This window comes from Thermobacillus composti KWC4, assembly GCF_000227705.2.
Classification (GTDB): Bacteria; Bacillota; Bacilli; order Paenibacillales; family Paenibacillaceae; genus Thermobacillus; species Thermobacillus xylanilyticus.
In genome coordinates this window covers 1,496,801-1,517,203 of sequence record NC_019897.1, presented here as the reverse complement: position 1 = coordinate 1,517,203, position 20,403 = coordinate 1,496,801, and the positions used below count along the sequence as shown (strand labels likewise).

At 61.4% G+C, this 20,403-nt stretch carries 23 protein-coding genes, 1 other RNA gene and 2 pseudogenes; 8 read left to right on the top strand and 18 right to left on the bottom strand.

Features of this window, described 5'->3' with window-relative positions; translation table 11 throughout:
* Nucleotides 1-25: 25 nt before the first annotated feature.
* The 3 genes from THECO_RS07055 to THECO_RS07045 are packed head-to-tail and all read right to left on the bottom strand — an operon-like array spanning nt 26 to nt 2,390.
* Nucleotides 26-466: a DUF309 domain-containing protein gene (locus tag THECO_RS07055; RefSeq protein ID WP_015254359.1), complete on the bottom strand. Its 441-nt coding sequence runs from the start codon at nt 464-466 to the stop codon at nt 26-28.
* Nucleotides 450-1,268, bottom strand: coding sequence for a GTP pyrophosphokinase (locus THECO_RS07050; RefSeq protein WP_015254358.1), 819 nt, complete (start codon nt 1,266-1,268; stop codon nt 450-452). Before THECO_RS07050 ends, THECO_RS07055 begins: the two co-directional genes overlap by 17 nt.
* Nucleotides 1,269-1,292: 24 nt before the next feature.
* A complete protein-coding gene (locus tag THECO_RS07045) occupies nt 1,293-2,390 on the bottom strand; it encodes a quinone-dependent dihydroorotate dehydrogenase (protein WP_015254357.1) in 1,098 nt (365 codons plus the stop codon).
* Nucleotides 2,391-2,564: 174 nt separating this feature from the next.
* Here THECO_RS07045 and THECO_RS21970 point away from each other — a divergent pair, with 174 nt between their 5' ends.
* The gene (locus THECO_RS21970; RefSeq protein WP_015254356.1) at nt 2,565-2,705 is read left to right on the top strand and encodes a hypothetical protein; all 141 of its coding nucleotides are present in this window, start codon (nt 2,565-2,567) and stop codon (nt 2,703-2,705) included.
* 21 nt (nt 2,706-2,726) lie between these two features.
* On the opposite strand, the gene THECO_RS07040 is transcribed toward THECO_RS21970, so the two are convergent.
* The 6 genes from THECO_RS07040 to THECO_RS07020 all read right to left on the bottom strand — a co-directional run bounded on the left by THECO_RS07040 (nt 2,727) and on the right by THECO_RS07020 (nt 7,139).
* Nucleotides 2,727-4,172 (bottom strand): L,D-transpeptidase, encoded by a 1,446-nt coding sequence (locus tag THECO_RS07040; protein ID WP_015254355.1) that lies wholly within the window; start codon nt 4,170-4,172, stop codon nt 2,727-2,729.
* Nucleotides 4,173-4,271: 99 nt separating this feature from the next.
* On the bottom strand, nt 4,272-4,382 hold the full coding sequence (locus THECO_RS21045; protein ID WP_083883144.1) for a stalk domain-containing protein: 111 nt from the start codon (nt 4,380-4,382) through the stop codon (nt 4,272-4,274).
* Between the two features lie 12 nt (nt 4,383-4,394).
* On the bottom strand, nt 4,395-4,958 hold the full coding sequence (locus tag THECO_RS07035) for a stalk domain-containing protein (RefSeq protein WP_015254354.1): 564 nt from the start codon (nt 4,956-4,958) through the stop codon (nt 4,395-4,397).
* On the bottom strand, nt 4,955-5,320 hold the full coding sequence (locus THECO_RS07030) for a hypothetical protein (protein WP_015254353.1): 366 nt from the start codon (nt 5,318-5,320) through the stop codon (nt 4,955-4,957). The genes THECO_RS07035 and THECO_RS07030 overlap by 4 nt, the downstream gene beginning before the upstream one ends.
* Nucleotides 5,321-5,560: 240 nt before the next feature.
* Nucleotides 5,561-5,797, bottom strand: a complete 237-nt coding sequence (locus THECO_RS07025; RefSeq protein WP_015254352.1) for a ferredoxin — start codon at nt 5,795-5,797, stop codon at nt 5,561-5,563.
* Nucleotides 5,798-5,843: 46 nt separating this feature from the next.
* The gene (locus THECO_RS07020; protein WP_015254351.1) at nt 5,844-7,139 is read right to left on the bottom strand and encodes a DNA polymerase IV; all 1,296 of its coding nucleotides are present in this window, start codon (nt 7,137-7,139) and stop codon (nt 5,844-5,846) included.
* Between the two features lie 214 nt (nt 7,140-7,353).
* On the opposite strand from THECO_RS07020, the gene cimA reads away from it, so the two are divergent.
* Complete coding sequence (gene cimA, locus THECO_RS07015; RefSeq protein ID WP_015254350.1) at nt 7,354-8,967, top strand: citramalate synthase; 1,614 nt, start codon at nt 7,354-7,356, stop codon at nt 8,965-8,967.
* 25 nt (nt 8,968-8,992) lie between these two features.
* On the opposite strand, the gene THECO_RS07010 is transcribed toward cimA, so the two are convergent.
* On the bottom strand, nt 8,993-9,520 hold the full coding sequence (locus THECO_RS07010; protein WP_015254349.1) for a TlpA family protein disulfide reductase: 528 nt from the start codon (nt 9,518-9,520) through the stop codon (nt 8,993-8,995).
* A 138-nt stretch (nt 9,521-9,658) separates the two neighbouring features.
* Here THECO_RS07010 and THECO_RS07005 point away from each other — a divergent pair, with 138 nt between their 5' ends.
* Both THECO_RS07005 and THECO_RS20485 read left to right on the top strand, forming a co-directional pair.
* Nucleotides 9,659-10,984, top strand: a complete 1,326-nt coding sequence (locus tag THECO_RS07005; protein WP_015254348.1) for an MFS transporter — start codon at nt 9,659-9,661, stop codon at nt 10,982-10,984.
* A 56-nt stretch (nt 10,985-11,040) separates the two neighbouring features.
* Nucleotides 11,041-11,511, top strand: coding sequence for a Mov34/MPN/PAD-1 family protein (locus THECO_RS20485; RefSeq protein WP_015254347.1), 471 nt, complete (start codon nt 11,041-11,043; stop codon nt 11,509-11,511).
* Here the strand turns inward: THECO_RS20485 and THECO_RS06995 are convergent.
* The 3 genes from THECO_RS06995 to THECO_RS06985 are packed head-to-tail and all read right to left on the bottom strand — an operon-like array spanning nt 11,443 to nt 14,699.
* Nucleotides 11,443-12,180, bottom strand: a complete 738-nt coding sequence (locus THECO_RS06995) for an exonuclease domain-containing protein (RefSeq protein WP_015254346.1) — start codon at nt 12,178-12,180, stop codon at nt 11,443-11,445. The genes THECO_RS20485 and THECO_RS06995 overlap by 69 nt on opposite strands.
* Nucleotides 12,177-13,286: a DUF294 nucleotidyltransferase-like domain-containing protein gene (locus THECO_RS06990; RefSeq protein ID WP_015254345.1), complete on the bottom strand. Its 1,110-nt coding sequence runs from the start codon at nt 13,284-13,286 to the stop codon at nt 12,177-12,179. Before THECO_RS06990 ends, THECO_RS06995 begins: the two co-directional genes overlap by 4 nt.
* 60 nt (nt 13,287-13,346) lie before the next feature.
* Nucleotides 13,347-14,699: an ammonium transporter gene (locus THECO_RS06985; RefSeq protein WP_015254344.1), complete on the bottom strand. Its 1,353-nt coding sequence runs from the start codon at nt 14,697-14,699 to the stop codon at nt 13,347-13,349.
* A 384-nt stretch (nt 14,700-15,083) separates the two neighbouring features.
* On the opposite strand from THECO_RS06985, the gene THECO_RS06980 reads away from it, so the two are divergent.
* Both THECO_RS06980 and THECO_RS06975 read left to right on the top strand, forming a co-directional pair.
* A complete protein-coding gene (locus THECO_RS06980; protein ID WP_015254343.1) occupies nt 15,084-15,521 on the top strand; it encodes a MerR family transcriptional regulator in 438 nt (145 codons plus the stop codon).
* Nucleotides 15,522-15,695: 174 nt separating this feature from the next.
* On the top strand, nt 15,696-16,364 hold the full coding sequence (locus tag THECO_RS06975) for a zinc metallopeptidase (protein WP_041853839.1): 669 nt from the start codon (nt 15,696-15,698) through the stop codon (nt 16,362-16,364).
* 86 nt (nt 16,365-16,450) lie between these two features.
* On the opposite strand, the gene THECO_RS06970 is transcribed toward THECO_RS06975, so the two are convergent.
* Nucleotides 16,451-17,353: a LysR family transcriptional regulator gene (locus tag THECO_RS06970; protein WP_015254341.1), complete on the bottom strand. Its 903-nt coding sequence runs from the start codon at nt 17,351-17,353 to the stop codon at nt 16,451-16,453.
* A 36-nt stretch (nt 17,354-17,389) separates the two neighbouring features.
* Nucleotides 17,390-17,995, bottom strand: a complete 606-nt coding sequence (locus tag THECO_RS06965) for a rhomboid family intramembrane serine protease (RefSeq protein WP_015254340.1) — start codon at nt 17,993-17,995, stop codon at nt 17,390-17,392.
* Nucleotides 17,996-18,089: 94 nt separating this feature from the next.
* Here THECO_RS06965 and tpx point away from each other — a divergent pair, with 94 nt between their 5' ends.
* Together tpx and THECO_RS22705 are read left to right on the top strand one after the other, a co-directional pair.
* Nucleotides 18,090-18,608 (top strand): thiol peroxidase, encoded by a 519-nt coding sequence (tpx, locus tag THECO_RS06960; RefSeq protein ID WP_015254339.1) that lies wholly within the window; start codon nt 18,090-18,092, stop codon nt 18,606-18,608.
* 166 nt (nt 18,609-18,774) lie between these two features.
* Nucleotides 18,775-18,813, top strand: a pseudogene (locus THECO_RS22705) (hypothetical protein).
* 29 nt (nt 18,814-18,842) lie between these two features.
* Here THECO_RS22705 and THECO_RS22700 read toward each other — a convergent pair.
* The 3 genes and pseudogenes from THECO_RS22700 to THECO_RS06950 form a co-directional block, all read right to left on the bottom strand.
* Nucleotides 18,843-19,040, bottom strand: a pseudogene (locus THECO_RS22700) (DUF1499 domain-containing protein); the annotation flags it as partial.
* Between the two features lie 260 nt (nt 19,041-19,300).
* Nucleotides 19,301-19,485, bottom strand: a non-coding RNA gene (gene ssrS, locus THECO_RS21040) — 6S RNA.
* Between the two features lie 45 nt (nt 19,486-19,530).
* Nucleotides 19,531-20,292 (bottom strand): YesL family protein, encoded by a 762-nt coding sequence (locus THECO_RS06950; RefSeq protein WP_015254337.1) that lies wholly within the window; start codon nt 20,290-20,292, stop codon nt 19,531-19,533.
* Between the last annotated feature and the right edge of the window lie 111 nt (nt 20,293-20,403).

The following is a 20,403-nucleotide window of genomic DNA, read 5'->3' as shown; positions in this document are numbered from 1 at the left end:
GAATGTGCCTGCCGGACATACCCGTCTATTCGCCGTCCGCGCGGGGCTGATCCCCGTGCGGACGCGCCGTTTCCGCGGCAACCAGCCCGGCCAGCTGCGGATCGATCACGCGGATCTCGATCGGCTCGGGCTCTGGCGGATGGCCGCCCGAGCCTTCCGCCAGCCACGCTTCGAGCGGCGCCAGCACCGCAGCCGCGTCTTCCCGCAGCCTTTTTACATCAATGCCCGCCTCCGCATCCGCGTACCCGTCCAGCTTCTCCAGCGCGGCGCGCAGCAGTTTAACGGCGCCGGTGTAATTGTCGTTTTCATAATGATGAAGCCCGACGGCAACCTGCAACAGCCCCTGCCAGAACCGGCTTCGTCCTTCCTCAAGCCACAATTCCTCCATGACATCATGACATTCGTAATAGTCCCGGTCGCAGTTGAACAGGACGAGAAACCGGACGAATTTAGGATCTGTCGCCAAGCGCCGCCTCTCCTCCCTTGGCCCGCTCGATCGACGCCTGAATGTCCTCCGCCAGCAATTTCAGCCCGATGACGTCTTCCTGCTCCCACAATTCGTTGAATCGGAGCTGGTAGCGCGCCGCTTCCCGCACCTTGTGATAGAAATAGAGCTCCTGGATGCCGGCCAGCACGTTCGAGACGAGATTCGAGCTGTCCTCGAAGGTTCGCTGGGCTTCAAGAATCTCCTTGCGGATGCTCGACATCTCCTCATCCAGCCGGAACGCGGCTTCCGCCGCCTTGCGCAGCCGCTCCTTGACGTGCGCCGGAAGCTGCTGCTTGTACTTGTAGTTGAGCGAGTGCTCGATCGTCGCCCAGAAATTCATCGCGAGCGTGCGGATCTGTACTTCGGCGAGCACTTTCTTGAGCCCGAGCGCCGTCTGCACCGGGTATTCGACGATCATGTGATAGCTGCGGTAACCGCTCTCCTTGTGGTTCGTGATGTAATCTTTCTCATATACGAGCGTCAAATCTTTGCGCTCCCGGATCGAATCCGCGACAATGCGGATATCTTCGACGAACTGGCACATGATGCGGATGCCCGCGATGTCCTCGATGCCTTCTTCCAGCCGGTCCATCGGCACGTTCAGCCGTTTCGCCTTCTCGAGGATGCTCGAGATCCGCTTCACCCGGCCGGTGACGAATTCGATCGGCGCGTAGGATTGACGCGTCTTGAGCTCACTGCGGAGCGTTCTGAATTTGACCTTGAGTTCTTCGACGGCTTGTTCGTAAGGCAGCAAAAACAAGTTCCAATCCCGTCCGTCCATGCGGAAACCTCCTCCCGCAAGAAGCTAGCGATGATCCGCTCCTACCGCGTCGCCGACCCGGCGGAAGCCTTCCCGGGCAAGCAGAGCGGACAATTCGGCGGCGATGCTGCGCACGACGCCCGGACCTTTGTAGATCAGCGACGTATAGACCTCGACAAGCGATGCGCCGGCGCGAATCTTATCGTATGCATCCCGCGCGTCGAAAATGCCGCCGGAACCAATGATCGGCAGTTTTCCTCCGGTCAGGCGGTAAATCGTCCGGATCACGTCCGTCGACCGTTCGCGAAGCGGACGGCCGCTCAGGCCGCCCTGCTGCGTGCGGTTCGGATGCGTGAGTCCGTCCCGCGACAGCGTCGTGTTCGTGGCGATGATGCCGGAGACGCCGCCGCTTGCCAGAATGTCGACCGTCTGCTCCAGTTCGGCTTCGGTCATGTCCGGCGCGAGCTTGACGACCACCGGTTTGGGCGCTCCGCCGGTCCTGGCTGCCTGCTCCGCAATCTCCCCATGCACGGCGTCAAGCAGCGCCTTCAGCTCCTCGCCGTGCTGCAGTTTCCGCAGGTCGGGCGTATTCGGCGAGCTGATGTTGACCACGAAGAAATCGCCGTAAGGGTAAAGCACCCGCAGGCAGGCGCGGTAATCATCGGGCGCCTTCTCGTTCGGCGTCGCCTTGTTCTTGCCGATGTTGACGGCGATCGGCACGCGGCGCTCCCGGAGCCTCGCGAGCCGGGCCGCCATCGCCTCCGCGCCTTCGTTGTTGAAGCCCATCCGGTTGATGAGCGCCTCGTCATCCGGCAGCCGGAACAGGCGCGGCCGGTCGTTGCCGGGCTGGCCGACCGGTGTCACCGTGCCGACTTCGAGAAACGCCAGACCCATGCCGGCAAATCCCTCCACCGCGACGGCATCCTTGTCCAGCCCGGCGGCAAGCCCGACCGGATGGCGGAACCGGATGCCGAACAGTTCCGTCTCCAGCCGCGGATCCGGCTTCACGTTCCAGAAGCTGCGCATCATCGGCAGCACCCCGGGCAGCCTGACGGCCTTGCCGAGCCCGTGGACGATCAGCCGGTGCGCCCGCTCCGGATCCATCCGGAACAGAATCGGTCTGGCAATCGTGCGATACAACATGCGTTCCACTCCGTTCTACAGTCCGTATGCTCTACTGCAACAGTTTATCTTTTCCTGAGGGAAAAAGAAAGCGTGCAAACGCCGCGGCATCTGGATCAAGGCACCGGTTGCGGGACCCGAGGGGAAACGGTTACAATGATAGGAGAAACCGTTACAAGAGAGGGTCGATTGCCGATGAGCGCAGTTCGCAGAAGGCCGCCGGCCACGAAGAAACCGGCGCAGAATGAAATCAACAAGAAAGCGATACTGTGGGTTGCCGGCGCATTCGCCGCCGTCGTCATCGTCATGTCGGTGCTGATCATTGTGAACGGCTGAGACGATTCGGTCTCAGCCGTTTTATGTCAACCAGCGGTACACTTTGCCCGGATTCGTCTCGTCCTGCGTCGCTTCCAGCCGGAAGCGTTCGGCTGGGGCCGAGATTTCGTCCGGCAGCACCCCCGATGCGATCGTGACGCGTGTACCGAGCGGCGTCATGTCGTACAGTTCCTCCAGATCTTCCTTCGCCATCCGGATGCAGCCGAGCGACTCATCCCGCCCGATGCTGTCCGGCTCATTCGTGCCGTGAATGGCGTAGTCGGTGTCCGACAGCGTCATGCCGCGGCTGCCGAACTCGCCGTCCTCCCTGCCGTTCGGATTTTTCACTTTCTCGCTGATGACGAACACACCTTCCGGCGTCCTGTCGCCGCCGAGACCGATCTCGTAATTGCGCAGGATGACGTTGCCGCTGACGAGCGCCAGCCGATGATTGGCCTTGTCGACGATAATTTCGAGCGGCGACTCGGGCAGGCCGTCCGGCGTCCCCGCGTTCCAGGCCGCAAATCCGCCTTCGGCCGGCATGCCCGCTTCCGGCGACGGCCGCAAGCTCGCCTTCCGTTCCGCTTCCGCCGCGGGAGCGAACAGCTCGCGCAGGACGGGCGAATCGCCGGCGAGCCAGTTGTCGGGGTACGGCCGCACCAGATCGTCCAGCGAAGCCGGCCACTCGCCGGTCGATTCCGCGTAGCGGCGGATGGCGCTGCGCAGCACCCACCATTGCTCCCGCCGTTCGCTCCACGCTTCGAGCAGCCCGAGCGATTCCGAGGCATCCGCCGGCGTGCAGACGCACGCCTCCGGGTCGAACAAGCGGACGACCGCTTCCCCGGCGTCCGAATCGCTTCGCTCCACGGCGAGCAGCAGCCCGTCCGCCGCACTGTTCCAGATCCGCCAGCCGTCCTGCTGCGCCAGCTGGACCGCGATGCCGCGCACCGGCAGACGGGTGCCGTACAGGAGCGTCTCCAGCGCTTCGCCGACCGGCGATCCGGCGGCCGGATCGACCACGCGCACGGCGACCGGTCGGATGCCTTCCGCGGCAGGCCGGTCATCCGGCCGGACGGCGGGTCCGTCGCCGCCATCGGATCGAACCGGCTGCCCGGTCGATCCTTCCGTCGCGGCAGCAGGCGCATCCGCCGCCGTCCGTTCCGCGCCCCGATGCCCGTCCGGCGCGCCGGTCGTGACGGCGACGAGGCCGATCAGCATGACGGCCAGCAGGGCGGCGCGCTTCGCCAGCCGCCGCCGGCGCCCCCGGTTCCATTGCTCCAATGCCTCCCGGGGAGCGGCGTCCGCCAGCGGATGCCGCTTCCGTTCGTACGCTTCATAGATGTCGCCGGCCTGCAGAAAGCAGTAATTCGCTTTCGCTTCTTTGCCCTGCTGCATATACGCCCTGCCGAGCAGATACCATGCCATCCGGTTGTCGGGGTGAAGACGGACGTACTGTTTCAAATACTCGATGTCCGCTTGTTCTTCCAATCGGAATCCCCCTTTCCGGCCGGCAAGCCCGTATAGGGTATATATCGGCAGTCAGTCCGCCCGGTTTAGACCGGGCGGACTGGAGTCGCCGCAGGAAGATCAATATTGCAACTCGGTCTGCTTGTCGCGAATCAGCACGGCGCGCACGCCGCTCAGCCATTGCACGTCCAGGTCCAGCTCCTCCGCGAAGAACCGCACCGGCAGATACAGCCGGTTGTCGCGTTAGAACGGCGCCTGCGGCAGCTCCAGACTGCCGGAAGACGATTCGACCGTCTTGCTCCCTACACGAATCCGGTACCAGGCGTCACCCTGTTTCAGCGTCGTGACGCCATTTGCCCCATATTCGACGGTATAACCGAGTTCTTCGCTGATCACACGCACGGGCACGAATGTCGTGCCGCCCACGGCAATCGGCTCCGCATCCGACTCCAGCACCGTCCGGTTGTGGACGATCTCGATCGCGCTTCCTTCCAGCCTGGCCGGCGCTGCGTACGGACGCACGATCCGGATGCGGTTGTTGCCGCCGTCCGCGATAAGGAAAGCGCCGTCCCGATAATCGCCGGCCGGTTCGACGACGCCCGGGAAAACCTCGGCGACCCGCCCGGACTGCGCGTTCAGCGTCGTGACGCGTCCGTTCTCGATCTTGCGGATGACGTAGTTGAGCGTGTCGGCCACATAGATGACGCCGGACGGCGAAACCGCGACATCCATCGGATAATAGAAGTTCTCTTGCGACGCGGAACCGTCCTTGAGCCCGAGGATGCCGGTGCCTGCGATGGTCGTCACCGTGCCGTCCGGCGATATTGCCCGTTCGCATCCACCGCCGTCAAGGTCACTTTGATCGATGCCGTCTGCCGCGTTGCAAAGATCGAGGCCAAATGGAACGGCAGCCGGACGACCGCCTGGCCGTTCACTTCTTCCGCCCCGCCTTCAAATTTCAGAACGGCATAACGGACAACGTGGTTGTTGCCATCATGCTCGACATGATCGACGGCGTTAACGTCATACCCGTCGGGCGCGACCCAATGTTCATCCAATTCCACCTTGAACGGGCTTTCCGGCAAATTCCGGAAAGGGTTCAAGCCGTTCGTGTCGCGTAACAGCGTGTCGGCGAAGGCGAAATATTGCTGATCATACTCGACGTTCACCTGATAGACGAAAACGGCTCTGCTGCCCGTAAATCCGGAGAGCTTGATGTCAAGGGTCTTGACATGGGCGCTGTAATCCGAAGCGGATACCGCGACGGTCGGCCCCGGCGAAGTTCCGGGATTGGGCGAAGGTCCGCCGGTGAAAATGGCAACAAAAATTGTCGAAAAAAACAGAATTCCCCCCGCTTCCGCCCGGCAGGACGAAAACAGGGGAAATGAAACGGTTCGATACGGATGTTCTTATTTATTAAACGGCTGATCCGATACTTTGATCGAATCGGTCGGGCAGCCGTCGAGGGCGTCCTGGAGATCGTCGTAAAGCTCTTCCGGAATTTCGGTCGTGCCGGTGTTGCCGTCGCCGCCGTAGATGACTTCCGCAAGCCCTTCATCGTCATAGTCGTAGATGTCGGGCGCCGATGCTCCGCATGCGCCGCACGCAATGCAGGTTTCTTTATCCACCCAGGTATACTTCGCCATGAGATGTTACCCTCCTTGTATCTATCGCCATACGTTGCTGCAACCTTCATTCATCACTATATAATAATTCTTCCTCCGATTGCAAGGATGTACCGCGAATTCTCCGATTCCGGATCAGGGCGGACGGGCCGCCGAGCAGCATGCCGGCGGTCAGCACCGCCTCCTCGCCGAATTTGTCCCGAAGTTCGTCCATCGTCCGGATGAGCGCTTCGCGCTTCGGCTGCTTCTCGAAATCGAACAGGTCAAGCTGGACGACGGTCTCCTGTTTCGGCGACAGATTGGCCAGCGTGATGCCGAGCAGCCGCACCGGATCTCCCGGGCGGTGATGGCGGTCGAACAGCCGGCATGCGATGCGGTGAATTTCCACCGGATCGTCGGTGGGAGATTCCAGTGTCTCCGCCCGCGTACAGGTCCGCATGTCAGGCGTCCGGATCGTAATCTGCACCGTGCCGGCGATGAGCCGCTGCCGCCTGAGCCGCCGCGCCGTCTGGTCAGCCAGATTGAGGAAAATGCGGCTTGCTTCTTCGTGGTCGGTCACGTCATGCGGGAGCGTCGTCGTATGGCCGATCGATTTGTTCGGTCCGCGCTCCGGATTGACTTCGGCCGTGTCGATGCCGTTCGCGGCCGCCTTCATCCAGGCTCCGTACACGCCGAACTGCCGGATCAGCAGCTGCTCGTCGCATGCGGCAAGCTCGCCGATCGTACGGATGTTCATCCGCGCGAGCTTCGCGGCCGTCTTCCGGCCGACGCCGTGCAGCGCGTCGCACGGCCGGTGCCACAGCACCGCCGGCACGTCCCGGATGCGGAGCACGGTGATGCCGTTCGGCTTCTTCATGTCCGACGCCATCTTCGCCAGCAGCTTGTTCGGCCCGATGCCGATCGAGCAAGGCAGCGACCATTCGGTGCGGATGCGGCGCTGGATCTCCTCCGCGATCTCCAGCGGCGTGCCGAACCTGCCCGACCCCGTCACATCCAGATAACATTCGTCGATCGAGACAACTTCGACGAGCGGCGTGTATTGCCGGGCGATGCCGAGGAAACCGCGGGAGTACTTGCGGTACAGGTTGAAGTCCGGCCGGATGATGATCAGCTCCGGACACACCTTGAGCCCCTGCCGAACCGTCATGCCGGTGCGCACGCCCTTCTCCCGCGCCGCGTAAGAAGACGTGACGATGACGCCCCGCCGCTCCTCGACGCTGCCGGCGACGGCGATCGGCTTGCCGGCGAAGTTCTCCGGTTCCTCCGCTTCGTGAACCGAACAATAGAACGCGTTCATGTCCAGATGCAGGATGACCCTGCCTTTTGCCCCGCTGCCCTCATGGCGGCTTTCGGTCGGCGGCATATCCAATCCCTCCGGAGGTCTTCCTGTATCCAGCATATCCCCGGCCGGCGGCGCGGTCAACCCGAGGCCGCTGGTTGCCGGACGGCCGCGCGCACCGGCTGCCGGCCGCAGCACCGCAACACCGCGGCGGCCAGGGTTTCCCGTCCGGACGTTCGATGATATAATAGGAAATTATGATCGAAGTCGAGTGGGATCACAGGGAGGCGCTTCCGCAATGAAAGTCGATATCTCCGTATTTGACACAACACTGCGTGACGGCACCCAGGGCGAAGGGATCAGCCTGTCGGCGGAAGACAAGGTGAAGATCGCCCTGAAGCTGGACCAATTGGGCGTTCATTATATCGAAGGCGGCAATCCGGGCAGCAACAGCAAGGACATCGAATTTTTCCGCAGGATGCGGGACATGAAGCTGAACGCGAAGATTACCGCATTCGGCAGCACGCGCCGGAAGAACAGCCAGGCGGATCAGGACACGAGCCTCGTGCGCATCGTCGAATCCGGCGTGCGGGCGGCGACCCTGGTCGGCAAGTCGTGGGACTTCCATGTGACGACCGCCCTGCAGACGACGCTGGAAGAAAATCTCGCCATGATTTACGATTCATTCGCCTTCCTCAAGCGCCGGGGACTGGAAGCCATCTACGACGCCGAACATTTCTTCGACGGCTACAAACATAATCCCGAGTATGCGCTCGCTTGCCTGCGGAAGGCGGCCGAAGCCGGCGCGGACTGGATCGTGCTGTGCGATACGAACGGCGGCACGCTGCCGAACGAAATCTACGAGATCGTCTCCCGCGTCGCGAAAGAGATCGACAAGCCGATCGGCATCCATACGCACAACGACTGCGAGCTCGCCGTCGCCAACACGCTGGCGGCCGTTCAGGCGGGCGCCCGCCAGGTGCAGGGAACAATCAACGGCTACGGTGAACGGTGCGGCAACGCCAATCTGTGCTCGATCATTCCGAATCTGCAGCTCAAGATGGGCCTGCGCTGCGTCTCCGACGAGCAGCTCGGCCAGCTCACGAGCGTCGCCCGCTATGTCAGCGAGATCGCCAACGCGGTCATGCCGGTCGGCCAGCCGTATGTCGGCAACGCCGCCTTCGCGCACAAGGGCGGCATCCACGTCTCCGCCATCCTGAAAGATCCGAAAACCTATGAGCACGTCCAGCCCGAACTCGTCGGCAACCAGCGGCGGATTCTCGTTTCCGAGCTGGCGGGCCAGAGCAACATCATCCACAAGGCGCAGGAGATGGGCCTCGACATCAGTTCCGGCAACGAACGGGCGCGGGCGGTCATCGAGAAAATCAAGACGCTCGAGCACGAAGGCTATTCGTTCGAAGGCGCCGACGCTTCGCTCGAACTGCTGCTGCGCGATGCGTTCGGCGAACAGACGCAAATCTTCAAGCTTGAATCGTTCAAGATGCTCGTCGAGAAATCGGACGGCCGGCTGGTGTCCGAAGCGATCGTCAAGATCGACGTGGACGGGGACATCGTCTACACCGCCGCGGAAGGCAACGGGCCGGTCAACGCGCTGGACAACGCGCTCCGGAAAGCGCTTGTCCAATATTACCCCGAGATCATGAACATCGCGCTGACCGACTACAAGGTCCGCGTCCTGGACGAGAAGGACGCCACCGCCGCGAAAGTGCGCGTGCTGATCGAAACGACCGATTTCAAGAACACCTGGAGCACCGTCGGCGTGTCCGACAACGTCATCGAAGCGAGCTGGGAAGCGCTCGTCGACAGCTTCCGCTACGCGCTGATGAACTGCAAGAAAACGCCGGCCGCGCAGGAGGACAAACGCGAGCAGCTCGGAATCGTCAATCATTGAGTCTTTCAAAAATGGGAAGCGCTGATCAACTCCATTTGTCGATCAGCGCTTCCCATTGTGTTTTCGACAGTACGCCGACAACCCGCTCGCGGATGACCCCGTCCTTGTCGACAAGCAGTGTCGTCGGAAACTGCGACACTTTGTACAGCTCGGTAACGGCGCCTTCCCTGTCCATCAGAATCGGGAAGGTCAGTTCATGTTCTTCGACGAACCGCCGGGCGTCCCGTTCCCGGTCGTACTTCGTGCTGTTCACGCCGATGAGCAGCAGCCGGTCCGCATGCCGTTCATGCAGCGCCTGCAAATCCGGCGCTTCCAGGTCGCACGGCCCGCACCAGGAAGCCCAGAAATTGATCATCGTCAACTTGTCCGACGCTCCCCCCGCCCGCACCGTGCGGTCGCTTAAGTCCGGCAGTTCGAACGACGGCGCCAGATAGCCGATCTTCGGTTTCTCCTCGGCAGCGGCGGACGATCGCACCGCTCCCGTCTGATTCTGATGAATGGCCAGAAGGGTCAGGATCACGATCACAACGGCCATGGACCATGCGCGTTTCATTCTCCGCTTCAACTCCCGCTGAATTGTCCTCATCTTATCATGCCCAAATTTGCCGTTCAAGCCATCCGGGAATAGCCGCAGGAAGACGCGGGCACATTAGTCTCGCCAAGGAACGCATTTCAATTGGAGGAAAACGCGATGGAGAAGGCAAGACCCGGGTGGCTGACCGCAGGCGGCGGAGGCGCGGCCGCGGAGCGGAACCGGCAATTTCTGTCCGGCAACCGCTCTGACTCGCGCGGCCGTTCCGGAGCCGGAACGGGCGGGGGCGCGAGGAAATGGGCCGGGTACACCGCGCTCGCATCCGTCCCCCTCGTTATGGTGCTCGGCAATTCGATGATCGTGCCGATCCTGCCCGATCTGGAGCGGCAGCTGAACATTACCGGCATCCAGTCCAGCCTCGTCATCACGCTCTTCTCGCTGGCAACGGGCCTGTTCATCCCGATCGCCGGCTATCTCTCCGACCGCTTCACGAGGAAAGCGGTCATTCTGCCTTCCCTCGCCGTCTTCGGGGCGGCGGGCCTTCTGGCGGGCTATGCCGTCATATGGAAGAATTATCCTCTGTTGATCGCCGCGCGGGCCTTGCAGGGCATCGGAGCGGCGGGCACGGCGCCGATCGCCATGGCGCTCATCGGGGACATGTACCGCGACGGCGCCGAGAGCGAGGCGCTCGGGCTCATTGAAGCGTCGAACGGGACGGGGAAGGTGCTCAGCCCGATTCTCGGCACCCTGTTCGCGCTCATCGCCTGGCAGGCTCCCTTCTTCGCCTTCCCCGCCTTCTGCGCGCTTTCGCTTGCGGCCATGGCGTTCATGATCCGTGAACCCGGGTCCGGAGACCGGCCCCGGCTGGCGCATTATGCCCGCCAAATCATCGGCGTTTTCCGCGCACAGGGAAGCTGGCTCATTCCCGCCTTTCTCGCCGGTGCCACCGGATTGTTCAACCTGTTCGGCGTGCTGTTCTTCCTCTCTGATGTGCTGGAGAAGCCGCCTTATGCCATAACGGGCGTGGCGAAGGGCGGCGTGCTCGCCATTCCGCTGTTCGGCCTGGTCGCCACATCCTACGCCACCGGACGCTGGATCAAGAACAACGGGCGGCTGATGCGCACCCTGATGAACACCGGGCTCGCGCTGCAGGCCGCCGCGTTCGCGGCGGCCGTCTGGCTGAACGGCAACATGCCGTTGCTGATCGCCTTGCTCACGTTGAGCAGCGTGGGCACGGGGATGCTGCTCCCCTGCCTGAACACGATGATCACCGGCGCCGTCGATCGCAGCCTTCGCGGCATGATCACGTCGCTGTACAGCAGCCTGCGCTTCCTCGGCGTCGCGTTCGGGCCGCCGGCGTTCGGCTGGCTCGCCGGCATCTCGCGCGGCGTGCTGTTCGGCGCCGTGACAGGGCTGGCCGCGGTCGCCCTCGCCCTCGTCTTCTTCCTGGTCAAGCCGCCGAAGCGCGCGGGCGATGCCGGATGACGCGCACCCGCGCGTGCGCTATACTGAGAGTGACATTCGACGGCCGGGAGGAAGCCATGATCGTCATAGCCAGCGAAGCCTACGAGCAGCTCATGGAAGCCTGCCGAACGGCATACCCCGCAGAAGCCTGCGGACTTCTGATCGCCGCCGGCGGACCCGGCGGCCCGATAGACCGGATCCGTCCCGTGCGCAATGCGCATCCGCGGCCGGAATCGGGCTACCGCTTCGATCCCGCCGACTGGGTGCGCGCCTGGACGGAAACGCGGCAAAGCCGGCGACGGATCGCCGGCTTCTATCATTCCCACCCGCATGGAGCTCCGGCGCCTTCCGCCGCCGACCTGACGGGCTGGCGGCAGTTCGGGAGCCCGGATTTCACCTATTGGATCATCTCGCTTCGTGACATCAAGCGGCCGGAAACGGCCGCATACCGGATGCAGGGCAGCGCGCCGGATTCGCCGTTAATGCCGGCTGAGATACGCATACAGATCGCCGAGCGTCACGATGTTGCGCGCGGCGATTCTGTGTAAATATCGCTGCCACAGCTTCGCCGTCATGATCGCATCTTCCAGCGCATGATGGCGCCTTGTGATCGGCACCCCGTTCGACTCCAGCAGTTCGTCGAGCCCGTAGCTGTCCCGGTTCGGTTCGAGCCATTTCGCCACCATCATCGTATCCAGCACGCGGTGGGTCAGCCGCACCTTCGATGTCCGCCACAACGCGGCGTTGAGGAACTGCTTGTCGTGCCCGGAAGCGTGCGCGATCAGCACCCGCTTGCCGATGAACGCCATGAAGTCGCTGAGCGCCTGCACGAGATCCTCGCCATGCGCCGCCATCTCATTCGTGATCCCGGTCAGTTCGACGATATGGCGGGGAACGCGCCGCCGCGGGTTGACGAGACGGTAGAACTGCTGCGCTTCCATCAGTTCCGGTCCGCGCATCAGCACGCCGCCGATGGACAGAATCTCGTCTCCGTTCTCCGGATAGAATCCGGTCGTCTCCAGATCGAAGACGACCGTCTCCAGTTCCATCAGCGGCAGGTCAAGCGCCGACTGCTTGCGCTGCTCCTTCGCTGCCTGGCGGATGAACGCCATCTGCTGCGCGCCGGGGGCGCCGAACATGGATGCGATGGCCGGCGTGAGCCCTCCCATCTTGTAGAGATTCCAGGCCCGACCTACGCCGCGATCCCCTTCCTTCACGTCTGATCACCACCGTCATGTATCAGCCGGAACTTGCCTGCAATCTGCCGCTGCAGGCTGTGCCGCAGCCGCTGCACCGTGCCCAGATGGTGACGCAAATCCCGCCTCATCGACTTCGTGAGCAGCGTCACCGCCACCTTGCCGTTGTTCGCATACAGCCCGCCCTTGTTGCGCGACGCGGCCAGCAGCCGCAGCTTCAGGAAGAAGCCGAACGCGGCTTCGCAAGCTTCCGCGTCCGAAGCGGAAAGTCTCCCCGTATCCCGCAGCCGCCGGATTCTCGACAAGGTCGACGTCTCCCGGATGCCGCCGGTGACCGCCATCAGCCGGACCGCGCTGACGAATGGAATATAGGCGCCATACTTGATATCGACGCTGCCGGCGTCTTCGCCGTACCGTTCGGGCAGCAGCTGGCCGAACAGGCCGACAAGCGGCTTGTAGCGCATCGTATTCTGCAGCATCCGCTCCGCAATGCCCGGATGTCCCTTCGCATTGCGGAAGTAGTGATCCTTCAGCCTCGCGGCAAGCCGCTCGTCGCCGCTTACGGCGCGGCCGTCGGACATAATGAGCAGGTAGCGCACATGCTCCCAGTGCGGATCGTCGAACCAGCGGTCCAGCTTCGCCGTCCATCCCGAGAACGCATCGCACCATGCCTCGTTCGCGCTGATCACATTGCCGTCGCAAGGCGGGTATCCCGCACGTTCCAGCGTCTTTACGATCAAGCCGCCCAGTTCGCGGAACCAGGCGCGCACTTTCTCCGGATCGAGGCCGGGGCCGGGATCTTCGTACAGCAGTCCGCTGTCCTGGTCGCTGGAGAGCGTCTGCTCGCTTCGCCCGCCGCTGCCGAACAACAAATAGGCGTAAGGCACGGGGGGAGCGCCTTTCCCCGCCCGTGCCATCGCTTCTTCGGACAGGACGACGGCGCGCCGGATCAGCGCGTCGTGCATCCCGTTCAATATGGCGTTGAAGGGTTCGACCGATTCGCCGTCGCCGCCGGGGAGCAGCGCCTCCATCCGGAGATGGAACCGGTCCCGGAGATCGCGCAATGCATCCGCGTTCCCGGTCGAGCCGATTTCCTCCATCAGCCTGACAAGCGTCGGATCGTTCATGTGCGCATCTCCCCCCGGCCTGCGTAGCCATCGTTTATGCTGATTCCATTTTATTACGGATCAGGCGTTCAGCGCATCTTGCGCTTTTTTCATTTGTTCCGGATAACCGTAGACGCCGTGTTCGCTCAGGTCCAGGCCGATGATTTCTTGTTCTTCCGTGACGCGGAAGCCGATCAGGGCTTTCATGATGCCCAGGACGATGAACGAAGCGACGAGGACGAAGGCGCCGCAGACGACAACCGATTCGAATTGCACCCACAGCTGGTACCAGCTGCCCGTGTAGAACAGGCCGCCTTGACCGACGCCGACTTGCGCGGCCAGTTCTTCCGTCGCGAAAAGACCATTGGCCAGCGTGCCCCAGATGCCCGCCACGCCGTGCACCGAGAGCGCGTAGATCGGATCGTCGATGCGCAGCTTGTCGAACATCTTCTGGCTGAAGTAGACGACGATGCCTGCGATCAGACCGATGACGACGGCCGCCCACGGTTCGACGAATGCGCAGGATGCCGTGATGGCGACGAGACCGGCCAGCGCGCCGTTCAGCATCGTCGTGATGTCAGCCTTGCCCGCCGCGATCCAGGTGATCAGGAGGGCCGCAACCGCGCCGGCCGCTGCGCCGAGCTGCGTGTTGAACGCGACATAGCCGAAGAAGCCGTCGCCTACCGCGACCGTGGAGCCCGCGTTGAAGCCGAACCAGCCGACCCAGAGCAGCAGAACCGCCAGTGCCGTGTACACCTGGTTGTGGCCGAGAATTTGGTTGGCCGAGCCGTCCTTGTTGTATTTGCCGATCCGCGGCTTGAGCAGCACGGTTGCCGCGAAGGCGCCGAGCGCGCCGGTCAGGTGGACGACGGTCGAACCGGCGAAGTCTTGCGCGCCGTCTTCCGCCAGCCAGCCGCCGCCCCAGATCCAGTGCGCAACGACCGGATAGATGACGCTCGCGAAGAACAGCGTGAATATTAAATAAGAAGAAAGTTTCGCGCGTTCCGCGAATCCGCCCCATGCGATGGACAGCGAGATCGTGACGAACGCGGTTTGGAAAACCCAGAACGCGGCGTTCGCGTATCCGTCACCTTCCGCGCCGACCAGCGGCGGATAGTAGAAGAAGTCGCTCAGGCCGATGAACAGGTTGCCTTCGCCGAACGCGATGCCGTAGCCGACCGCCCAGTAGACGAGCGATGCAAGGCCGACCGTGAAGATCGTCTTGCCTGCGACGTGGCCGGCGTTCTTCATCCGCGTCGAACCGGTTTCCAGCAGGATGAAGCCGCCTTGCATGAGGAGGACGAGGACGCCGGCGAGCAGGACCCAGAGCGTGTTGAGCCCCATGTCCAGCAGCGCGGTCGACGGTGCTGCAAGCGCCATGGCCGGGAACAGGCATAGCAGCACGCCTGCAGCGAGTGTCAGTTTTTTCACCATGTTGACCACTCCCATGTTATTTATTCTTACATTACGGGAAAGACTTAATGTCATTATAGTCAGAACGTCTCACTTTGACAATAATCATTTTTCGGTTTTTGGGTGAAAAGTGCAAAAAAATCTAACGTTCGTCTATATATCCGCCGTCAACGTTAAGTTTTTTTACGTATTCATCATCGATTTACCGGCTGTCTTCCTCCGAATCTTCGCTTTTGCGGATCGGCTTCCGCCTGTCGTCCCCATCGTCTCTTAAACATTATGTATGATAATCTGACATAGGATTTGCCATTCCGAACGGCAAAGCATCACGTTTGACTGTATGGCCGGGGATTGGTTATCATAACTATTTAGAGAGCGTTCGACGTCGGAAGGGTGGTGAGAGCTTTGGACCAGAACTTGTTCCGCATCGGAGAGCTCGCGGCGAAGGCCAACGTCAGCCCGCGCACCATCGATTTCTATACGACGATCGGCCTGATCCGCCCCGCGAAACGGACCGCCGGCAACTATCGGCTGTATGGTCCTGAAACGATCGAACGGCTGAAACGTATTGAACAGTTGAAGAAAGAAAAATATACGCTTGAAGAGATCAAGGAGATGCTCGACGGTTGGAAGCGCATTTCCTCCGAGGAGCAGATCAGCCGCAAGCTGACGGACCTGCAGCTGTCGCTGAGCAAACTGCAGCGCGAGGTGAAGGAACTGGAACCGGTGCTCAGCCGGCTGAAGCCGCACCAGGCCCGCAGCGTCTGCAAGCGTCTCATGCCGCAGACCGCCGCCTGCGTCGAAGCATTGCTGCTGCTCATTGACAAAGCCACCATTCTGTAAGGAATAAGAAAAGCATTTATGAGCTGCTCGCTTTATAGCCTATAAACAGGCTTATCTTTCAACGCAAAACGGACTCGCCATCCCGTAAAGACAGCGTCAGCCGTTTTGCCGGCATGTTGCATGGGTTTGACTTAACGAAACGGAGGGGTTCACTTGATTGGCTTTTTTCACCCGATGGATTTCCTGATTTTCATCGCGTTTGGCATCTCGCTCTGGGCGCAGTTCCGCGTCAAGGGAACGTTCAACCGCTGGGCGGAAGTGCCCAACATGCGCGGACTGACCGGATATGAAGCGGCGCGGCGCATGCTCGATTCGCAAGGGCTCCACGATGTGCCGATCGAACCGGTACGCGGCGTGCTGACCGACCACTACGATCCGATCCAGCGCGTCGTGCGGCTGTCCGAACCGGTTTATTATGAGCGTTCGATCTCGGCCGTGTCCGTCGCCTGCCACGAGGTCGGACACGCCATCCAGCACGCACAGCACTATCCGATGCTGGTGCTCCGCCACCGCATGTTCCCGGTTGTCCGGTTCGCATCCGGCATCGCGCCGTTCCTGCTGATCGCGGGCTTCTTGTTCAACGCGCTGAACCTGATCGGTTTCGGCATCATCTTCTTCTCCGCGGCGGTCGCCTTCCAGCTCGTGACGCTGCCGGTCGAGTTCAACGCCAGCAGCCGGGCGCGGGATCTGATGATTGCGGAAGGGTTCATTACGCACGAAGAGGAGCGCGGCGTGGCGAAAGTGCTGAATGCCGCCGCGTGGACGTATGTGGCGGCGGCGCTGATCGCGCTGCTCGAGCTGCTCAAGTACATCATGATTTTCACGTCGGCCCGGGAAGAATGACGCCTCGCAATGGCCGAGCAAATTCGAGAGGGCTGCCAGCGTCCGATGGACGCCGGCAGCCCTCTTTTATGCAGCAGCCGTATTGCTCAGGTTGCAGGACCATATTCCTTGTGAAAATAATCCAGCAGATATTTGTGAAACACGCGCGCGACGAGCGGCATCGGCTCGTCCGCACGGTGAATGATGCCGATGGTCCGCGTAACCGGCTCCTTCAGCTCGATCTTGACCGGCATGAGCGGTCCGGTCTGCTCGAGCGCCATCTCCGGCAAGAGACTTACGCCCATGCCGGCCGCCACGAGTCCCCGGATCGTATCCGTCTCTTCGCCTTCAAAGGCGATCTTCGGCGTAAAGCCGGCCTGAAGACACGCCTCCCAGACGATCGGTCGGAGCGAATATCCTTCGCGGAACAGTACAAACGGCTCATCCTTGAGCTGCGAAAGCTCGATCACCGGCTCGCCGGCCAGCCGATGGTGGCGCGGCAGGACAGCCAGCAGTTTCTCCTTCAGCACCGCATGGCCGCACAGCAGGTCATCCTTCTCCGGCAGCGGCGAAATGAACGCCAGATCGATTTCGCCCGACAGCACGTCCCGGACCAGCGAAGCATACGTGCCCTGTTGGAAATGGAACCGTACGCCGGGGTGGAGCTTGCGGAACTTCGCGATCACCGTCGGCACCAGATGCGTGCCCAGACTATGCGGGAAGCCGAATCTGACCTCCCCGTTCTCCGGATCGGTCAGTTCATGGATTTCCGCGATCGCGCGCTCCAGATCGGCGATGATCGCCTCGGCGCGCTTCAGGAACAGCTTCCCCACATGCGTCAGCTGCAGATTGCGCCCCTTCGGGATGAACAGCTTGACGCCGAGCTCCTCTTCCAGCAGATGAATCTGCCGGCTGACCGCCGACTGCGCGACGTGCAGCTCTTCCGCCGCCCGCGTCACATGCTCGCGGTTCGCCACTTTCACAAAATAATACAACTGCCTGAGTTCCATCGGATCCTGCTCCCGCCCAAGTCACATTGAGCCCCTTCACCTGCTCCGCCGTTGCACGAATATGCCCAGCATGAGAAAACCGGCAAGGCACCCTCCGACATGAGCCCAGATATCAATTCTAGGGGATATGATCGAATAAAGCAATCCGAACAGTAGAATCGAGTAGACGGTTTTGCGCGACGCCTCGTCCATCGCCCGCTTCCGGAACAGGGCGAGATACAGATAGGCGCCGAATACGCCGTACACCGCGCCGGACGCGCCGGCCGCAAAGTGCGAGTCGCCGACGTGCACCGCGGCGCTGTACACATTCCCCAGGATTCCCGCCATCAGATAGAACGCCGCGTATCTGCCGTGTCCGAGCAGGCGCTCGAGCGGCGGCGCGAACACGAGGAGCGCAAACCCGTTGAACAGCAGATGTTCCCATCCGACATGGAGGAAGACGGACGTGAGGTACCGCCACGGTTCCACCAGGCCGTAGGGGTCGTAGACCGGAATCATTCTGAAAAATCCCGCTTCGAACAACGGATCACCCGGCAGCACCAGATCCGCGATGAACACCAGCAAATTCAGGGCCAGAATGACCGATGTGACGGGATACATCCGCAAATATTCGCGAAAACTTTCGTAGCGCAGAAAAATCATCGGTGAACCTCGCTTCCATGGATTGGACAATGGCCGCGGCGAACGATTATAATGAAGGCTGAATCTCGACTTTCGCAAGGAGGTTGTTTCGAAAATGACCCAGGAACGTACAGGCGCCGCCTTGTTCAAAGGCAACCCGATCACGCTGATCGGCCCCGAACTGAAGCCCGGCGACAAAGCGCCCGATTTCAAACTGAGCAAATCGCTGCTCGAAACCGTATCGCTCGCCGACTTCGCCGGCAAGATCAAGCTGATCAGCGTCGTCCCGTCCATCGACACCGGCGTTTGCGACGCGCAGACGCGCCGTTTCAACGAAGAAGCGGCCAAGCTGGGCGACAACGTTGTCGTGCTGACCGTCAGCGTTGACCTGCCGTTCGCGCAAGCCCGCTGGTGCGGCGCCGCCGGCGTCGACCGCGTCGTCATGCTGTCGGACTACAAAGACCGGAACTTCGGACAAGCTTACGGCGTATTCATCAAGGAACTGGCCCTCGATTATCGTGCTATTTTTGTTATCGACGGAAACGACACGATTCGTTATGTCGAATACCTGCGCGAGATGACGGAGCATCCGGATTACGACAAGGCGCTTGCCGCCGTCCGCGAGCTGCTGTAATTCGCCGAGACGGAAACCGCCGGCCCCACGGGGAAGCCGGCGGTTTTCTTCTTCCGGCCCCCTGTCCGGCCTGTGCAAAACAAAAGCCGTCCGCATCTGTCGACCGGACAGCATGTCGTAACGGCTTTCAAGTTACGGCGATTCCGTCTTGTAGGCTGCCAATTTCTTGTCCAGCGTACGGTAGATGTCAAGGATAACCCGATAATTGGAGCCGAGATCGCCGAACGATCCGCGCGATGCCGAGTAAATGTCGACTGCCGAGGTGACCGGCCCCGTCGCGATGACCGATACGGTGATGTCCATCGTCCGGCCGAACGCCGTCCGCTTCTCCATCACGATCTCGCCGACCGATTCCACTTCGTGCAGCACTTTGTACCCCTGCATCTTCTTCAGGGTCGAGACGATCTCTTCCCAGGCTTTCTCTTTCGACAATCGGTAATAATGGGATTTCAGCAACGGGTCCTTCGCCCGGTCGCCGGTCTGTTCGAAGCTCCGAATCAGCCCGATCAACGTACGCTTCAACAAATGTCTCCCCCTCCGGCGTCTCTTTCCAGCTTCCCCTATGATACCATGAAAAGACGGCCGAGAAAACCGTCCATTACGGTTGCCGGCATGCGAGAGCCTCCGGATGCATCGCGTGGAGCACCGGAGGCCCTACGTAGACGGCGCTTGAAGCCCGCTGACGAGCGTCGGAATCCCCCGCCAATGCCGTCCGGCCTGTGTGTTTCTGAACCCGCACTCGCAGGTGGGTGACCGCAGGAACGTTTTTGAAGTCCCCTTTCGGGGGCATGTCAGCCGCGCTCCGATGTAGGTCTCCCTTGAAACAGCCATTGGTTCAAAACAACGATGGAGGCCGTAACGAACACCGCAGGATGTACTACGTATTATATCCCCGCCCCGGACAAAAGTAAACCGCCGGATATCAATTCTTCGTCTCCGCTTCTTCGGCTTCCTCCAGCTGTTCCTGCTGCTGCCGCTCCTGCTGCTCCTTCAGCTTCAGATAGATCTGGTAGAAATTGAAAAAGGACAGATAAGCGATAAAGACCGCGCTGAAGAACGGCAGCAGAAACGTAAAGCGCATGCTGATCCACGCGATGCCCGCGGCAGCAATCGCGGACGACAGCGAGCGGAACGGGCGGCCGATCGTGATGAGGACGGCGTTCTTCAGCAATTGAAGCGTCTTCATATGATAGTGCACGACCATGGAGAAGAAGTTGAACATCGACACGACGAGCAGGAGCGCGATGCCCATGAAGACGTAAGAGATCAGCTCAATCCCCGGAGCGCCGTTGAAGTAGAAACGGATGTCAAGAAAAATGACCAGGAAGATCAGCGAATAGAGAATGCCGCCGAACATGCTGACCTTGTAATTCTCTTTGTATCCGCGGAAAAACGTCTTGAGCAGCGGCACATCGACATCGCCCATCACCCATTTGCGCACCGTCGTGAACATGGCGGATGTCGCCGGGAACAGCACGAACGGCACCGCCACTGTGGAAACGAGCAGCCCCGAGAACACCTGGTCCCATACCGGATCCGTGTTCGACAACGGAACGATGACGCCGAAGAAGAAAAGATACCAGAACGGCAGCGACGTGAGCACCCACAACAGATTCGTGACCGACAGCCGCATGATCCATTCCGATATTTTGTAAAAGCCGCCCATCATGCCTCGCATTTCCATCGCTGAATCCCTCCGTTATCCTGACTCCTCTGCCCTGCGGATCAGATAGAAAGAAACACCGGGGCGTCGGAAGACGGCACCGCGAACGCGCCCTCCCGGTGCCCCGGTTCC

Coding starts and splice junctions, on each gene's coding strand:
- THECO_RS06965 (WP_015254340.1), bottom strand. CDS start 17,995: ATGATTTTTCTGCGCTACGAAAGTTTTCGCGAATATTTGCGGATGTAT.
- THECO_RS07025 (WP_015254352.1), bottom strand. CDS start 5,797: ATGGCGAAGTATACCTGGGTGGATAAAGAAACCTGCATTGCGTGCGGC.
- THECO_RS06975 (WP_041853839.1), top strand. CDS start 15,696: ATGGATTTCCTGATTTTCATCGCGTTTGGCATCTCGCTCTGGGCGCAG.
- THECO_RS20485 (WP_015254347.1), top strand. CDS start 11,041: ATGATCGTCATAGCCAGCGAAGCCTACGAGCAGCTCATGGAAGCCTGC.
- THECO_RS07010 (WP_015254349.1), bottom strand. CDS start 9,520: ATGAAACGCGCATGGTCCATGGCCGTTGTGATCGTGATCCTGACCCTT.
- THECO_RS21970 (WP_015254356.1), top strand. CDS start 2,565: ATGAGCGCAGTTCGCAGAAGGCCGCCGGCCACGAAGAAACCGGCGCAG.
- THECO_RS07005 (WP_015254348.1), top strand. CDS start 9,659: ATGGAGAAGGCAAGACCCGGGTGGCTGACCGCAGGCGGCGGAGGCGCG.
- tpx (WP_015254339.1), top strand. CDS start 18,090: ATGACCCAGGAACGTACAGGCGCCGCCTTGTTCAAAGGCAACCCGATC.
- THECO_RS06985 (WP_015254344.1), bottom strand. CDS start 14,699: ATGGTGAAAAAACTGACACTCGCTGCAGGCGTGCTGCTATGCCTGTTC.
- THECO_RS07020 (WP_015254351.1), bottom strand. CDS start 7,139: ATGCCGCCGACCGAAAGCCGCCATGAGGGCAGCGGGGCAAAAGGCAGG.
- THECO_RS06950 (WP_015254337.1), bottom strand. CDS start 20,292: ATGGAAATGCGAGGCATGATGGGCGGCTTTTACAAAATATCGGAATGG.
- THECO_RS06970 (WP_015254341.1), bottom strand. CDS start 17,353: ATGGAACTCAGGCAGTTGTATTATTTTGTGAAAGTGGCGAACCGCGAG.
- THECO_RS06990 (WP_015254345.1), bottom strand. CDS start 13,286: ATGAACGATCCGACGCTTGTCAGGCTGATGGAGGAAATCGGCTCGACC.
- cimA (WP_015254350.1), top strand. CDS start 7,354: ATGAAAGTCGATATCTCCGTATTTGACACAACACTGCGTGACGGCACC.
- THECO_RS07050 (WP_015254358.1), bottom strand. CDS start 1,268: ATGGACGGACGGGATTGGAACTTGTTTTTGCTGCCTTACGAACAAGCC.
- THECO_RS07045 (WP_015254357.1), bottom strand. CDS start 2,390: ATGTTGTATCGCACGATTGCCAGACCGATTCTGTTCCGGATGGATCCG.